This is a genomic window from Actinomycetota bacterium, assembly GCA_019347575.1.
Taxonomy (GTDB): Bacteria; Actinomycetota; Nitriliruptoria; order Nitriliruptorales; family Nitriliruptoraceae; genus JAHWKY01.
Genome location: JAHWKY010000005.1, coordinates 165875 through 181040, shown reverse-complemented (window position 1 = coordinate 181040; position 15166 = coordinate 165875). Strand labels below are relative to the sequence as shown.

Annotated in this window: 15 protein-coding genes; 10 read left to right on the top strand and 5 right to left on the bottom strand. The window is 70.1% G+C overall.

What is annotated here, in order from left to right:
* Both KY469_04985 and KY469_04980 read left to right on the top strand, forming a co-directional pair.
* A complete protein-coding gene (locus KY469_04985; protein MBW3662438.1) occupies nucleotides 1–1455 on the top strand; it encodes an anthranilate synthase component I family protein in 1455 nt (484 codons plus the stop codon).
* Nucleotides 1456–1475: 20 nt separating this feature from the next.
* A complete protein-coding gene (locus tag KY469_04980) occupies nucleotides 1476–2342 on the top strand; it encodes an aminotransferase class IV (GenBank protein ID MBW3662437.1) in 867 nt (288 codons plus the stop codon).
* Here KY469_04980 and KY469_04975 read toward each other — a convergent pair whose 3' ends face one another.
* A complete protein-coding gene (locus KY469_04975; GenBank protein ID MBW3662436.1) occupies nucleotides 2343–2678 on the bottom strand; it encodes a hypothetical protein in 336 nt (111 codons plus the stop codon).
* A gap of 52 nt (nucleotides 2679–2730) precedes the next feature.
* Entirely contained in the window at nucleotides 2731–3471 is a 741-nt protein-coding gene (gene npdG, locus KY469_04970; protein MBW3662435.1) for an NADPH-dependent F420 reductase, read from the bottom strand.
* A gap of 106 nt (nucleotides 3472–3577) precedes the next feature.
* Here npdG and KY469_04965 point away from each other — a divergent pair, with 106 nt between their 5' ends.
* Together KY469_04965 and nadB are read left to right on the top strand one after the other, a co-directional pair.
* On the top strand, nucleotides 3578–4435 hold the full coding sequence (locus KY469_04965; GenBank protein MBW3662434.1) for an alpha/beta hydrolase: 858 nt from the start codon (nucleotides 3578–3580) through the stop codon (nucleotides 4433–4435).
* A complete protein-coding gene (gene nadB / locus KY469_04960; GenBank protein ID MBW3662433.1) occupies nucleotides 4432–5994 on the top strand; it encodes an L-aspartate oxidase in 1563 nt (520 codons plus the stop codon). The genes KY469_04965 and nadB overlap by 4 nt, the downstream gene beginning before the upstream one ends.
* A gap of 1 nt (nucleotide 5995) precedes the next feature.
* Here nadB and KY469_04955 read toward each other — a convergent pair whose 3' ends face one another.
* Genes KY469_04955 through KY469_04945 form a run of 3 tightly spaced genes read right to left on the bottom strand, consistent with a single transcriptional unit; the run spans nucleotide 5996 to nucleotide 8572 of the window.
* Nucleotides 5996–6655, bottom strand: a complete 660-nt coding sequence (locus tag KY469_04955) for a ferritin-like domain-containing protein (GenBank protein MBW3662432.1) — start codon at nucleotides 6653–6655, stop codon at nucleotides 5996–5998.
* A gap of 13 nt (nucleotides 6656–6668) precedes the next feature.
* A complete protein-coding gene (locus KY469_04950) occupies nucleotides 6669–7751 on the bottom strand; it encodes a homogentisate 1,2-dioxygenase (GenBank protein MBW3662431.1) in 1083 nt (360 codons plus the stop codon).
* 53 nt (nucleotides 7752–7804) lie between these two features.
* A complete protein-coding gene (locus tag KY469_04945; GenBank protein MBW3662430.1) occupies nucleotides 7805–8572 on the bottom strand; it encodes an IclR family transcriptional regulator in 768 nt (255 codons plus the stop codon).
* Nucleotides 8573–8852: 280 nt separating this feature from the next.
* On the opposite strand from KY469_04945, the gene KY469_04940 reads away from it, so the two are divergent.
* The 6 genes from KY469_04940 to KY469_04915 all read left to right on the top strand — a co-directional run bounded on the left by KY469_04940 (nucleotide 8853) and on the right by KY469_04915 (nucleotide 15044).
* Nucleotides 8853–9620 carry an ABC transporter permease gene (locus KY469_04940; protein ID MBW3662429.1) on the top strand — a complete coding sequence of 256 codons (768 nt, stop codon included), beginning with the start codon at nucleotides 8853–8855 and terminating at the stop codon, nucleotides 9618–9620.
* 65 nt (nucleotides 9621–9685) lie between these two features.
* Nucleotides 9686–10504 carry an ABC transporter permease gene (locus KY469_04935; protein MBW3662428.1) on the top strand — a complete coding sequence of 273 codons (819 nt, stop codon included), beginning with the start codon at nucleotides 9686–9688 and terminating at the stop codon, nucleotides 10502–10504.
* A gap of 28 nt (nucleotides 10505–10532) precedes the next feature.
* A complete protein-coding gene (locus tag KY469_04930) occupies nucleotides 10533–11555 on the top strand; it encodes an MCE family protein (protein MBW3662427.1) in 1023 nt (340 codons plus the stop codon).
* The gene (locus KY469_04925; protein MBW3662426.1) at nucleotides 11552–12619 is read left to right on the top strand and encodes an MCE family protein; all 1068 of its coding nucleotides are present in this window, start codon (nucleotides 11552–11554) and stop codon (nucleotides 12617–12619) included. Before KY469_04930 ends, KY469_04925 begins: the two co-directional genes overlap by 4 nt.
* Nucleotides 12619–13803, top strand: a complete 1185-nt coding sequence (locus KY469_04920; GenBank protein MBW3662425.1) for an MCE family protein — start codon at nucleotides 12619–12621, stop codon at nucleotides 13801–13803. The genes KY469_04925 and KY469_04920 overlap by 1 nt, the downstream gene beginning before the upstream one ends.
* Complete coding sequence (locus KY469_04915) at nucleotides 13800–15044, top strand: MCE family protein (GenBank protein MBW3662424.1); 1245 nt, start codon at nucleotides 13800–13802, stop codon at nucleotides 15042–15044. The genes KY469_04920 and KY469_04915 overlap by 4 nt, the downstream gene beginning before the upstream one ends.
* The last annotated feature ends 122 nt before the right edge of the window (nucleotides 15045–15166 follow it).

The window sequence follows — 15166 nt, the reverse complement described above, 5'->3', positions numbered from 1 at the left end:
GTGAGCCCGCGGCCCGGGGCCGGAGCGTCGGCCGATGCCGCCGCGCTCTCCGATCCGCCGCGGCGCCCCGACGGCCGGGTCGACGTCGACCAGCTGCGTGCACGTCTCCAACGGGTCGATCCCGTGCACGTGCTGCGGTCGGCACCGGGCTCCCCCGGTTCGGTGCGCTGGTCCTACGTCGTCCCGGCGGGCCGGTACCGACTCGTCGATCTGGGGGCCGGGTCGGGTCTGCAGGGACCGGGAACGGACGACGCGTCACTACCCCGGGACCCGTTCGACGCGATCGACGCGCTGTGCGACCGGCTGGGGCTGCGTCCGGATGCGGCTCACGGTAGCGAGCCCCCGTTCACGGGCGGTCTGCTGGGGAGCCTCGCCTACGACCTGGCACGCCGCGTCGAGCGCCTCCCGACCCGGGCACGACGAGATCGCGAGGTGCCCGAGCTGTTCCTCGACGTCGCCGACATCGTCGTGGGGATCGATCACCACGAGGAGGAGGTCGTCGTCGTCCGCCGCCCCCTGTTGGACGACGGGATCGAGGCGCGGTGGTCGCAGCTCGCCGAGGCGCTGCGAGACCCCGTCGTCTCCGGTCCACCAGCTCGCTCGACCACCCAGCGGCTGGTCAGCTCGATGTCCCGGACGGCCTACCTCACGTCGGTCGAACGGGCGCTGGAGCACATCGCAGCCGGTGATGTCTTCCAGGTGAACCTCTCTCACCGCTTGACCGGGGCGTGGAGCGGCGATGTCCACGACCTCGAACGGATGCTGAGTCGACGGTCCCCCGCCCCGCACGCCGCCGCCATCGACGGACCGGTCCGCATCGCGTCGATCTCGCCCGAGACGTTCCTGGTCGCGGACGGACGTCACGTGCGCACCCGACCGATCAAGGGCACGCGGCCGCGCGGTGACACGCCGAGCGAGGACCGGCGGCTCGCAGCGGCGCTGGAAGCGAGCCCGAAGGACCGCGCCGAGAACGTGATGGTGGTGGACATGGAGCGCAACGACCTCGGCCGCGTCTGTGAGGTCGGCTCGGTGCACGTCCCCGACCTGCTCACACTCGAGGCTCACCCCACGGTGTGGCACCTCGTGTCGAGCATCGACGGGACGCTGCGCCCCGACGTCGGCTGGGGCAGCTTGTTGCGCGCCACGTTCCCGAGCGGATCGATCACGGGGACCCCCAAGGTCCGTGCCATGGAGCTGATCGAGCAGCTCGAGCCAGTCCGTCGCGGCCACTACTGCGGCGCGATCGGGTGGTTGGGCGCCGGTGCCGCCCGTCTCTCGGTCGGGATCCGCACCGCGGTGCTCTCGGAGGGAGGGACGGTGGACCACGCGGTCGGTGCCGGGATCGTGGCCGACAGCGATCCCGCTGCGGAGTACGCCGAGACCCTGGCCAAGGCGTCCGCGTTCGTGACCGCCGTCACCGGTGGGCGCGACCACCGGCTAGCGTCGGACGGGTGAGCGGCGACCGGAGTCCGCCCGTGTCCCAGGCCTGGGTGGCCACCGTGCTCGTCCCGTCCGACGCGGCGACGGTCTCGGTGTTCGACCAGGGCTTCCGCAGCGGCATCGGGATCTTCGAGACCATCCGAGCGTACGACGGTCACCCGTTCCGTCTCGCCACCCACCTCGAGCGCGCGTCGGCGGGGGCTGCCCACCTGGCGTTCGAGCCACCCCCTCACGACCAGATGCGCGAGGCGGTGCACGCGACCGCCGCTGCCAACGCGGACGTCACCGGCGCGGACGCGGTGCTGCGGCTCACCGTGACGCCGGGCGTGATCGACCCACGGTCGCCTCACCCGGGGACGACCGCCGGCCCTCCGACGCTGGTCGTGACGGCGCATCCGCTGGTGATCGATCCGTGGGTGTACCGCGATGGCGTCGCCGTGACGGTGGTCCCGTGGGGTCGCGAGGTGCCGCACGTGAAGGCGGTGTCGTACCTCTCGGCGGCGCTGGCTCGACAGGAGGCGGATCGTCAGGGTGTGTACGAGGCGCTGCTTACGAACGGGCGAGGACAGGTCCTGGAGGGGTCGTTCTCGAACGTGTTCGCGGTCATCACCGGCAGGCTCCGCACCCCTGCACTTGACGCCGGGATCCTCTCGGGGGTCACTCGAGCCGTCGTCCTCGAGGTCGCGTCCGCCCAGGGCATAGCTGTGCACGAGGGCCCTCTGCCGATCGAGGAGCTCACGGCCGCCGACGAGGTGTTCCTCACCGCGACGACACGCGAGGTGGTACCCGTGATCCGGGTCACGGGACGTCGGATCGGGAGCGGACGCCCCGGACCCGTCACCGGTGCGGTGCACGAGGGCTACCGCGAGATCGTGCGGCGCGAAGCCGCCACGGCACACTAGCTAGGTCTCGACGGGTCCGAGTGGAACCACCAGCACCGACGACCGACACGTGCGCCGGGTCTCGATGCAGAACTGGCGGTAGGCGTCACTGCGGAAGAACTCGTCGGCACGTCGCGGAGAGCGGAACGCCACGTGCAGCGACCACGTGGGCCCCTCCTCGCCCCGCTTGATCTCGGACGCGTCCTCCATGGAGCGCTCGAGACGGTCCAGCAGACGTGTACCGAGCATGCGGTCGCGGCATTCGAAGACGATCTCGTACCGGACGGCCCCGGTCGACAGCGGGCTGGTCCCGATGCCCGGAGCCTCGCCGGGTCGTGCTGGTCCGTGGTCGCTCACAACGCCTCCCTCGCCCGGCATGATGCCAGACCACCCGGCGTCGCCCCCGGTTTCACGTCTTGCGCCCCGCACTCGTGCGCTCCGTGGCGCGGTGCGCGTGCAGCGCCTCGGGGTCGCGCTCGATGCCGTCGATGAGCAACCCGGCCTGGATGTGGTAGTAGCGGTTGATGAACAGGATCACCGGGGTGATGTTCTCGATGTACTCGCTGTTGCGCAGCGGGCCGCAGTAGACGCCCCACATCCCCTCGATCCGGGACGCGAGGTGAGCCACCCGGTGAGCGGCCTCCTGATCGTCCGCGCAGATGAGCACGTGCGTATCGATGGGTTCATGCGGACGCAGCAGCCGGCGGCTCGAGACGTCGTGGAAGGCACTGACGACGCGTGCATCGGGCCACAGTTCCTGGCATTCCTCGGCCGAGCTACCCGCGTCGATCCGGACCGCCTTCGGACCGAGGTCGTCGAACACCATCGGGTTCACCACGTTGCACACGACCTTGTCACCGACGGTGTCGCGCAGCGGGGGCAGGAGCGTCTGTTGGGCGTCGTAGGGCACCGCGACGACGACGATCTCGGCGGCCGTGGCCGCCTCGTCGTTCGTGGCCGCGTGCACCGCGATGTCGTCGCGGCCCACGCGCTCGATCACGTCATCGACGGCATCTTGAGCGCGCTCCCGGGAGCGTGAGCCGATGTGGACCTCGTGGCCGGCGAGCGCCCACCGACAGGCCAGCCCCCGTCCCTGCGGGCCGGTCCCACCCAGGATCCCCAGCACCTCACGTACGTCCCCGCTGGTCATCGCCGCACCCTTCCGTCCATCCACCGGGTGTGGGAGCATCGCACACGCCACCGCGGGACCGTCAACACCGGCTCCGTACACTTCGGTCGTCGGACCGGAGGTCCCCGTGGTCGCTCGCCCCGCAGGGCCCCGTCTGCGCTGGCATCGCACGACGCTCAGCGGGCGCGCGGCGTTCTACGGCGAGGTCGGAGAGGGTCCACCGGTGGTCTTCCTCCACGGATGGGGCCTGACGGCTCGGGCGTACGCTGCCGCGCTCCCCACGATCGCCCGCGCCGGCGCCCGGGTCATCGCTCCCGCGCTCCCCGGGTTCGGCCGCAGCGACGAACTCGACGGCGAGCTGACCTGGCGACGCCTGGCCGCCTGGATCGACCGTCTGCTGGACCACGCTGGGGTCGACGAGCCGGCGTTCCTCATCGGGCACTCGTTCGGCGGTGGTGTCGCCACGATGACAGCCTGGCACCACCCCGACCGAGCGCGCTCGCTCGTCCTCGTGAACTCGGTCGGCGGCTCGGTCTGGAAGCAGGACGGCGACCACGACCGACTCCTCGGCGAGCGCCCGTGGTGGGACTGGGGCCTGCGCATGCCGGGTGAGTTCACCGGACGGGGCTACGGCAAGGCGCTGCCGGTCGTCGCGCGCGATTTCCTCACCAACCTCGTGTCCAACCCCCGCAACCTGCTGCGCGCGGGGCGCTTGGCCCGCCGGGCCGACCTACGCGACGAGCTGCGCGGCCTCGCCGACCGCGGACTGCCGGTCACGATCCTGTGGGGAGCGCACGACCGCCTCCTGCCTGAGGCCAGCTTCCTCGCCACATGCGAGGCGCTGGGTGCGGACGGCGACGTCGTCGCCGATGCCGGCCACTCCTGGCTGATCGCCGACCCCGACAACTTCGGCGAGGTCATCACGAACTCGCTGACCATCCACGCCCTCATGACCCGTGACCGGGTCCCGCCGCGCGACCGGTGAACGACCTGCCACGAGCGGCCGCGCCCAATGCGGACGGCCACCTCCGGACCGACGTCGTCATCGTGGGTGCCGGCGTGGCTGGCTTGTTCGCCGCGGTCCGGCTCCCTGACGATCTGAGCGTCACCGTCGTCGACAAGGGCGAGCCCGGCTCGGGGTCCTCGCCGCTCGCCCAGGGCGGGATGGCCGCGGCGATCGGTGCCGACGACTCGGCGGTGTCGCACGCCGCCGACACGCTCGTGGCGGGCGACGGGCTGTGCGATCCGGCGGCGGTCTCGGTGCTCGCCTCCGAGGCACCGGCGCGGGTGCAGGATCTCGTGGACCTCGGAGCGGAGTTCGACCTCGATCGCTCGGGCGCCCTCGATCTCGCGCGTGAGGGTGGACAATCGGTGGCACGCTCCGTCCACCGAGCCGACGCGACCGGCGCCGAGCTCGTGCGTGTCCTGCGAGCAGCCGCAGTCCGCCGCGTGACCCGTCTGGCCGGAACGGCGCTTGCCGTGGCCCTCGACGGATCGGGTCGAGCCTGTGGCGTGTGGGTCGTGGACGGATCAGGTGCCCTCGTCCTGGTCCTCGCGCGTGCGGTTCTGCTGGCCACGGGCGGATGCGGTGGCCTGTTCGCCGCGACGACCAACCGTGACGGCGCCACCGGCGACGGCGTCGCCCTCGCGTTCGGGGCAGGCGCGGCGGTGCGGGATCTCGAGTTCGTCCAGTTCCACCCCACGGGACTGGCGGTCTCCGGAGCGTGGCGCCTGCTGCTCACGGAAGCGCTGCGAGGCGCGGGCGCCACGTTGCACGGCGTGGATGGCGACCGCTTCATGCGCGAGCTGCATCCCGACGCCGAGCTGGCGCCCCGCCACATCGTCGCCAAGGGGATCCTCGCTCAGGAGGACGGGGCGTGGCTGGATGCGACCCACCTCGCGGTGCGACGCCTCGAGGAGGAGTTCCCCACGGTCCTGCGCGGCGCACGTCGGTACGGCTTCGATCTGGCGACCGAGCGCGTACCGGTCACGCCCGCCGCCCACTACATGGTCGGTGGCGTGCGTACCGACCTTTCGGGTCGGACGTCCGTCCCGGGGCTGTACGCCGCCGGCGAGGTGGCGTCGACCGGGGCGCACGGCGCGAACCGCATGGCCGGCAACAGCCTCTCGGAGGCGATGGTGTTCGCCGCGCACGTGGCCGCAGCCGTCCCCGCCGAGCTGAGCGATGGCGTGACGGTACCGAGCTCGGAACCGTCGCTCACGAGCGTACGGACCACCGACCTGTCGAAGCTGCGTGCCCGGCTCCGGGCGACGATGTGGCGCGGGTGTGGGCCCGTCCGCGACGCCCCCTCGCTCGACACCGCCCGGTACGAGCTCGATGACCTCGTCACCGAGCTCGGGGCGCCGTCACCGCGACGCGATCACGTGGAGTTGGCCCACGCCCTGCGCACGGCACAGCTCATCGTGCGCGCAGCCACGCTACGACGAGAGTCCCGTGGCGGCCACTGGCGCACCGACCTCCCGGACCGCAACCCGCTCTGGGACGGCATCCACGTCGAGCTCATCAGGGGGCGAGACGGCTGACTCACTCCGGATCCTCGACCCCGAGCGCGTGCATACGGCGTCGGTGCGCGTCGAGCACGCGCATCGCGACCTCGCGGACCCGGCGATCGTCGGGCTCGTCGCCGAGCAGCACCTCCAGCGCATCCGTGTCGGTGATGGCTCCTTGGAACTGGGTCAGGGCCTTGCCCGTGATGTCGGCGACGAGGTGCCGCGCGGCGTCCCGGATGGCCGGATCGGTGTCCACCTGCTCGACAACCTGGGCGGTGGCGTACTCGACGAACGACTCGCGACGGGTGAGCGCCTCGAGTACGACCTCACGTGTCGGCGCATCCAGAAACGGGGCGATCTCGGACACGAAGTCGCCCGCGAGGGGCAGCCCCGCGGCGAAGAAGGTGCACGCGGAGAGCCAGTCCTCGTGGGTGGGCACGCCGTCGAAGTACTCGTCGATCCGAGCCTTCTGTCGGGACACGACCGCGTCCACGAGATCGGTCAGATCGCCGAGGCAGTCGCGCAGGCCGCGGTAGGCCTCGAACTCCCGGACCGCGAAGGAAGCGACCACGTCCGCGGCGCGAGCGTCCGGTGCGACCCGGACGGCTCTGGCCGTCACCTCGAACGCACGGAGCTGCGCGTAGGTCAGAGCGCCCAAGAGCTCGACGGTCGCGAGCTCGCGGTCGTCAGCCACGCATCCTCCCGGCTCACGCCCCCCAGGACCGCCAGTAGTCGGCCAGCTCGTAGGTCTTGGCCGCGTCCGTCAGGTGCAGCGGTTGACGCGCGTCGAGCATGACCGCGATCTCGTTGGTCTCGTGCTTGTCGGACGACGACGACACGGCCGCAGGCTGGGGTCCGTGGTGGATCCCCTGTGGATGCCAGGTCAGCATCCCGGCATCGATGCCGGCACGGCTGAAGAACTCGCCATCGTGGTAAAAGATGGTCTCGTCGTAGTCGATGTTGCGGTGGTAGAAGGGCACCTTCAGGGCCTGTGGGTCCTGCTCCAGAGGCCGCGGCAGGAAGGTGCAGACCACCGCCTGGTCCATCTGGAACGTCGTGTGCGCGCTCGGGGGCAGGTGGTAGCGCGGGCTCGTCACCGGACGGATGTCGCTTACGTGCAGCGCGAACGGTACGAGATCGCCCTTCCACCCGACCACATCGAGCGGGTGGAAGGGGTAGCGGACGGACGTGAGCTCGCCGTTGCGCTTGATGACGACTTCGAAGTCGCCGCGCTCGTCGTGCGGGTCGACGTCGGGCACCCGGATCACGGACTCGTCCCACAGCGCGTTGGGTCCGAGCAGGCCCCGGTCCGGCGGTCGGATCGAGCCGCGCGTCTCGATGGTGTAGACGAACGTGTCGACCGTGACATCGAGTCGGTACGTGGTGCCACGCGGGATGACGAGGTAGTCGCCGGCCCGGAAGTCGAGCGGACCGTAGTCGGTCTCGAGTCGGCCCTCGCCTCCGTGGATGAAGAGCAGGTCGTCCCCATCGGCGTTGCGGAAGAAGAACGGCATCGGTGTGCGGCGCCGCCAGACTCCGAGCCGGACGTCATCGTTCACGAGCACCGCCATCGTCAGGGCTCGGTCGTCGCCTGCCTCCACGCCCGACAGGTCGAGGGCGCGGGGACGCAGCGGACCGTCGATACCGGTCCACCCCGTCGGCGGGTTGAGTCGGTACAGGTGGCTGACCTCGCCGTAGAAGCCCTCGCGTCCGTGCTCCTCCTCGACCGTGCCCTCAGGCAGCGCGACGTGCGCCTGGCGGGTGGTCTTGCCGCGGACGTACTGTGGCATCGTGGTCCTCGCTCGCCGCTGCTGACCGATGGCACGCTGGCCACGTCAGGTTCTCAGCCTGCCGTCCTCCGGGGACGCCAACCAAGCCTCTCGCTGATCTCGCGCGCTGAGCGCAACACCCGCAGGGCAATGATCTCGGGTTCTGGCAGGCGGGCGGTCGGCGCCACGATCCCGACCGCCGCGACGGCGCGGCCGGTGTGATCGAAGACCGGGGCAGCGACGCCGGATGCGCCCTGCTCCAGTTCGTCCCGCGTGTAGGCCACCCCCCTCTGGCGCACGGGTTGCAGCGCCGAGTCGCGCGCCCCTTCCGGGAGGAAGGCCATGAGCGCCTTGCCGTGCGCCGACACACCCAGCGAGTGACGGAACCCGACCCGGTAGTTGACCTGTACGAACCGATCCGGCGGTTCGATCACCTCGACGACGACGAGGTCATCGCGGTCACGGACCGCGAGGCACGCCGTCTCGTCGGTGTCCTCCATGAGCGAACGCAAGGCGCCGCTCGCGAGGCGACGGACCTCGAGACCCTGCGCGGCCCGCACACCCAGCTCGAGCATCGCCAGACCGAGCCGGTAGCGGCGGGTGTCGGGGTCTCGCGTGACGAAGCCCTCGTCCTGCAGGGTCTCGAGCAGGCGGTACAGCACGGCGCGGTCGAGATCGGTCGCGTCCGCCAGCCCCGACACCGTCGCCCCGTCCTGGGTATCGCCCAGCGCTTGGATCAGCGCGAGACCACGAGCCAGCGTCCGCGAGCCACTGGAGCGTCGGCTCTTCTTCTTCTTGGCCGGCTGTTCGTCAGAGCCTTCCTCGCGTTCCTCTTCGGACACAACCCCTCCCCTTCGCCGGCCCTACGCCAGCCCCGTGCTCGCTCCGCGCCCCGGCTCCTCGGCCTGGGCGACGGGACAGTCTGCGTGAGCGCACGCCGCACGGTCAAGGAGTGCTCGCGGATGGGTGTCCGGTTCGCCGCATCCCGCCGACGGGTCCCGGCGCGCGTCGGAGCACGTCTGCTAGCGTCCGCCCACCTCGTGCTGGCTCGCCCACGGCGCGCGCACGGGGACGAACGGCTCGCTCGTGGGGAGCGGACGCGGGAGTTCGGGAGGAGCGCCGATGAACCGCATCCGGGACAGCGTCGCCCAACTGGGTGGTGTCGTCTCGATGGGGGTCGACGGGTTGCTGTCGATCCGCAAGCGGCCGGTCCCGTTCCAGGAGTTCATCCAGCAGTGCTGGTTCATCGCCAAGGTGACGATGCTGCCGGTGGTGCTGGTCTCGATCCCGTTCGGGGTCATCATCGCTCTCCACGTCGGCTCGCTCGCCCGCCAGATCGGTGCCGAGAGCCACATCGGCGCAGCGATGGTCCTCGCGGTCGTGCGTGAGGCCGCGCCGGTCGCCACCGCTCTGCTCATCGCGGGAGCGGGTGGATCGGCGATGACCGCCGATCTGGGATCGCGGCGGATCCGCAACGAACTCGACGCCATGGAGGTCATGGGCGTCGACCCGATCCACCGCCTGGTGATGCCGCGGCTCTTCGCCGCCATGCTCGTGGCCATCCTGCTCGACGGGATCGTGTCCGCGGCGGGCATCCTCGGCGGCTGGGTCATGGCCGTGCCGGTGCAGGGCGGAACGACCGGTGCGTACTTCGCCTCGTTCACCGAGCTCGCACAGCTCGCGGACTTCTGGTCAGCGCTCGTGAAGGCCGCCATCTTCGGCTACATCGCGGCCGCGATCTCGTGCCACTACGGCTACCACGCGCGCGGCGGTCCCAAGGCCGTCGGCGACGCCGTCAACCGCGCGGTCGTGCTGACCTTCATCATCCTCTTCTTCGTCAACTTCATCCTCACCGCGCTGTACTTCAACCTCGTTCCACCCAAGAACTAGAGGGAGGCACCGCACTGACCGCAGGCCCCGCCACCGCCGAGACCGCGCCGCTGACCGACCGGGTCATGCGGCGGGTGTCGCGACCCCTTTCGGGGTTCGAGGGCGTCGCGGACCAGCTGCGCTTCTGGGGTGAAGCCCTCGGTGGCATGCCGTTGGCGCTGAAGTGGTGGCGGTCGGTCATCATCCCGCAGATGTCCGACGTCGTGGTGGGCGCCGGGTCGTGGATCATCGGTGGCGGCATGATGTTCGTCATCGCGGCGCTCGCGTTCTTCACCGGGACCCAGGTGGGCCTCGAAGGGGTCGCCGGGCTGGAGCAGATCGGGGCACAGGCGTACGTGGGTCTCGTCAGCTCGTGGGCGAACGTGCGCGAGATCACCCCGCTCATCGCCGGCGTCGCGCTGGCGGCGAAGATCGGGGCGGGCTACACCGCCGAGCTCGGCGCGATGCGGATCTCGGAGGAGATCGACGCCGCCGATGTCATCGGCGTGCCGACCATCCCCTACCTGGTGTCGACGCGGATATGGGCCGCACTCATCCCCACGTTCTTCCTCTACCTCCTCGCCCTGTTCTCGGCGTTCGCGGCGACCCGGCTTATCGTCACGGGGTTCTTCACGGTGTCAGCCGGTGCCTACGACACCAGGCTCGCCCTGTTCCTGCCACCGATCGACATCTTCTACAGCGTCATCAAGGCCATCCTCTTCACCATCGTGGTCGTGCTCATCCACACCTACTACGGCTACTACGCGACCGGAGGACCCGCCGGCGTCGGTACCGCGGTCGGCCGCGCCATCCGCGCCAGCATCGTGGCGGTCGTGGTGCTGAACATGGTGCTGTCGCTGATCTTCTGGAGCGTCGGTGGCGAGACCATCAAGATCGCGGGCTGACGTGGAGCGGGCGATCCATCGGCGCATCTTGGGAACGGCCTCAGCCGTGCTCGTGCTGGCGCTGTTCTACCTCGGGATCGACCTCGCGGCGGCACCCCCGGCCGGCAGCTACACGATCGAGGCCGAGCTCGGCCACGCCGGCTCGGGACTCACCAGCGGCACCGACGTCAAGGTCCGGGGCGTGCGTATCGGCCGTGTCGAGTCGATCCGCTACGAGGACGCGACCGCGTTCGCGACCTTGCGTCTCGACGGCGAGCCCCGGCTGCCCGCCCCGCAGGACATCGAGCTGGTCGTCACCGCCAAGACGTTGCTGGGCGAGAAGCAGGTCGAGATCGACTTCCCCGACGAGCGCTTCGGCCAAGCCCCGTTCCTCGAGCGCGACGACGTCGTGGTCGCCGCCCGCCAACCCACCGAGGTCCAGGATGTGCTCGCCGAGCTCGAACCTTTCCTCGAGGCCATCGATCCCCAGGATCTGGCAGCGATCGTCGACGCGCTCGGCGCGCAGGAAGGCGAGGGCGAGGCGATCGCCGAGAACATCGAGCTGTCGTCCGAACTGGCCGCGTTCGGAGCACGCCGCGCCGAGGACCAGCTCGAGCGCTTCCGCGACCTCGCCGACATCTTCGCGGCGTTGGCGACCACGACCGACGACTTCAACCGCTTCAACGCCGAGCTCGAGCGCTGGGCCACGCTCCTACCCGACCGTCAACCAGCCGTCCGGGCCAACCTCGAAGCGCTCAGCTCGTTCGCGGTCGGGTTCGCAGAGTTCCTCGAGGTCGAGGAGGCCACGATCGACGTGGTCATGCGCACCGGCCAAGCGGTCGGGTTGGTGTTCGACCGCCAGATGGAGCACCTCGGCGAGATCGTCTTCGGGCTGTACCGCTACGGCTTCAAGCTCGGCCGCCACGGCGGTGACCTGAACGACGGGACCGAGTTCGGGTTCTTCCGCATCTTCCTGGACGGCTCCGAGCTCGAACGCCAGATCTGCGAGGGCATCGGTCCGCTCGCGGAGCTCGTGCCCGCCTGTGCCGAGCTCCAGGGAGGTGCGCGGTGAACGACCGCCACCCGCTGCTGAAGTTCGGCCTCTTCACGGTGGTCTGCCTGGGTTTCGCCGCCTGGATCATCGCCGTCGTCGGCAACATCTCCCCGTTCGCTGATCGCACCACCTACGAGGGCGTCTTCGCCGATGCCACCGGGCTGCTGGTCAACGACGCGGTGAAGGTCTCCGGCGTCACCGTCGGCAAGGTGACGGGGATCGAGGTGGCCGACGGCGGCAAGGCGCTCGTGCACTTCGCGGTCAACGACGACGTCGAGTTCGGTGACGAGACCCAGCTCGAGATCCGCTGGCGCGACGTGTTCGGGCTGCGCTTCCTGTACCTGCATCCGGCGGGTGAGGGCCAGCTCCCCGGCGGCCACCGGTTCGGCGACGAGGACACGATCGGACCGGCGGACATCGGGTTGCTGCTCGAGCGCATCACTCCGTTCATGCGGGCGCTCGACCCCGATCAGCAGAACCAGGTCCTGCAGGCCCTCTCCGAGGCACTCGTCGGCCGGACCCAGGAGGTACGCGATCTCGTCAAGCAGGGCGCATCGCTGACCCAGACGGTCGCGGCCCGCGAGGAGGCGATCGGCAGGGTCCTCGAGAACTCCGCCACGGTCCTCGATGCCTACGCCCGTCGCGAGGCCGATCTACGCGCGCTCATCGACCGCTTCGCCGAGGTCGCCGACACCCTGGCGGCACGCAACGACGAGCTCGAGTCCGCGGTCGTCACCATCGCCGATGCCCAGGCCGAGCTGCGTCGGCTCCTCGAGGCCAACGACGCCGAGATCCGTGCGACCCTGGACGAGCTCGACGAGATCACGACCATCCTCGCCTTCAACCGTGACAACCTCGAGGACCTCGCAACGTTCAGCGGTCGCGGGATCGTCGCCTACCACCGGATCTCCCGGCTCGGGCAGTGGTTCAACATCCGCGCGGTCGGGGCGAGCAGCGACTACGAGGAGTTCAGTTCCGAGCGCGACGCTCAGCTCCCCGAACAGCGGACCAGCGCCGGCTCGTCGGGCACCGGTCTCACCAGGTTCTTCACCGGCACCCTCGATCTCCGGGGGGCCGGCTGATGCTGATCGAGCGCAACCAGGTCCTCATCGGCATCATCGCCGTCGTCCTGCTGCTCGCCGCGACCGCGTTCGCGGTGGGGCTCTCGGGGGGCGCCTTCAAGGCCGGCATACCCCTGAAGGCGCAGTTCACCGACGCCGCGGGGCTCGAGGCTGGCGACTTCGTCTTCGTCGCCGGGGTGCGGACCGGCGAGGTCGACACCGTCGAGATCGTCAAAGATCACGTCGAGGTCGACTTCCGCCTCGACACCGAGGCATCCGTCCCCAGTGACTCGATCGCGGTCATCTTCCTCTCCAACACGCTCGGTAAGCGCGCTATCAAGGTCGTCCCGGGCGACCCCGATTCGCCACCGCTCCAGGAAGGGAACGAGGTCGGGAGCGTCGAGTCGAACCGCACCCCCGTGGACTTCCCTGAGCTCGGCGACGAGACCGTCGAGCTGCTGGGCGGCACCGACGTCGAGGCGCTGCAGGAGGTCACCACTGCGGTCGCCGACATCACCGAGGGTCTGCGTGAGGACGTCGCCGACCTGCTCGACGGAGTCGAGCGGATCACCCGCGTGATCTCCGAGCGCCGCACCGAGCTCGCCGACGTCATCGACCGCGCCCACGTCGTCATCGACGCGGCGGCACAGAAGGACCAGGAGATCGTCGCCATCATCGACGACTTCGCCGTCGTCCTCGACACCCTCGTCCGCCGTCGCAGCGACGTCGAGCGGCTGCTGCGCGAGACCGCTGCCACCAGCGACATCGCCGCCGACCTGGTGGAGGACCGGCGGGCTCAGATCGACCGTGTGCTCGACGAGCTGGCTGCGGACCTGCAGATCATCGACCGGCACCAGGTCGACCTCGCCCACGTCTTCGCCTACGCCGGCGTCGCGGTCGACGGCTTCGCCTCGATCGGCTACTCGGGTGGCCCGGCGAAGCTCGACAACCCCGCGTGGGGGAACGTGTTCACCACGTCGCTGGGCAACGTCGGCATCGAGGCGCTCTTCGGCTGCGGGGGGGACCTCGACCGCCTCCTGACCGAGATCCTCGGCCCCGACCCCAACTGCGACGGCACTCAGGAGACGCCTCCTGAGGGGACTGCGAACGGCTCCGTGCAGTCGAGTGACTCGGGCGCCGATGACGGACTGGGCTTCCGGCGCCTCTTCAGTGTCGCACTGGCGCTGCGGGAGGTCCGGCCGTGACTCGATCGAGCCTCACCGTCGTGGCCATCACCGTCCTCGTGCTGGTCGGCAGTGGCTGCTCCGCCCTCGGCATCGGTGGTTCCGGGACGTACGAGATCGGCGTCGAGTTCGCCCGCACCTACAACCTCTTCCCGGGATCGCCCGTCCGGGTGCTCGGGATCGAGGTCGGCCAGGTCAAGGACCTCAGCGTCGATCCCGAACGCGACAACGTGCTGGTCTCTCTCGCCATCGACGACGACGTGCAGATCCCGGCCGACGCCAACGCGGTGATCATCGTCGCCTCGCTGCTGGGTGAGCGCTACGTCCAGCTCGATCCGGCCTTCACCGCCGACGACCAGGCCCTCGAACCCGGCGCGGTCATCCCCGTCAAGCGCACGCTCGTGCCCGCCGAGTTCGACGAGGTGCTCGAGTCGCTGAACCAGTTCGTCGGTGGACTCGACGAGGACGAGTTCGGTCGGCTGATCACCAACCTCGCCGAGGTACTCGAGGGACAGGGCGAGACCCTGGGCCGCACGATCGACCAGGCCCACGAGGCCGTGCAGGTCCTCGCCGACAACGATCAGGACATCATCGCACTGCTCGACCGGCTGTCGGATCTCAACGAGACGCTGGCGACGCGTGATCAGACCCTCGGCCAGCTCATCGAGGACTGGAACACGGTGTCGGGCTACCTGGCCGACGATCGCGCCGACATCGACGCGGCACTCAGCGGCCTCGCGCGGCTCACGACCGCCCTCGCCGACGTGCTCGAGGACCACCGCCTCGGACTCGAGGCCGACATCCAGACCGTCACGAGGGTCACCCGGACGGCGGTGCGCAACCTCGACCAGATCTCGCTGCTGATCCTCAGCGGCGCGGAGCTGTTCCGTCACTCCGAGCGCGTGTTCGACTTCGAACGCAACTGGCTCCCGTTGGTCAACCACTCCGGCGAGCTGGCAGACAAGATCGCCGAGACGGTCGGCGATCGACTCGTCGGGGTGTGCGAGAACGCCGGTCTGCCCGACGAGACCTGCGCCGCCATCCCCGACCTGGTCGCCGGTGTCGGCGAGATCTGTCTCCCGCCCGCCATCCCGTGCGCCGAGCAACAGGCCACGGTCGCCGACGCGCTCCGTGCGTCGCTCGAAGGCACTCCCGGTCTCGCCGAAGCGATGTTGGAGCAGCGTGCGGAGGTTGCGGTCGACCTGCTGCCTCCCGAGGCGGCAGATGCCCTGCGCGGCACCGACCGGGAGGTGGCCCGGTGAGGTGCTCAGGTAGCGAAGCGGTAGCACGACTCGGACGGTGCTCAGGTAGCGAAGCGGTAGCACGACTCGGACGGTGCTCAGGTAGCGAAGCGGTAGCACGACTCGGACGGCGCCCCGCGACG

Coding starts and splice junctions, on each gene's coding strand:
- KY469_04950 (MBW3662431.1), bottom strand. CDS start 7,751: ATGCCACAGTACGTCCGCGGCAAGACCACCCGCCAGGCGCACGTCGCG.
- KY469_04940 (MBW3662429.1), top strand. CDS start 8,853: ATGAACCGCATCCGGGACAGCGTCGCCCAACTGGGTGGTGTCGTCTCG.
- KY469_04935 (MBW3662428.1), top strand. CDS start 9,686: ATGCGGCGGGTGTCGCGACCCCTTTCGGGGTTCGAGGGCGTCGCGGAC.
- npdG (MBW3662435.1), bottom strand. CDS start 3,471: ATGACCAGCGGGGACGTACGTGAGGTGCTGGGGATCCTGGGTGGGACC.
- KY469_04920 (MBW3662425.1), top strand. CDS start 12,619: ATGCTGATCGAGCGCAACCAGGTCCTCATCGGCATCATCGCCGTCGTC.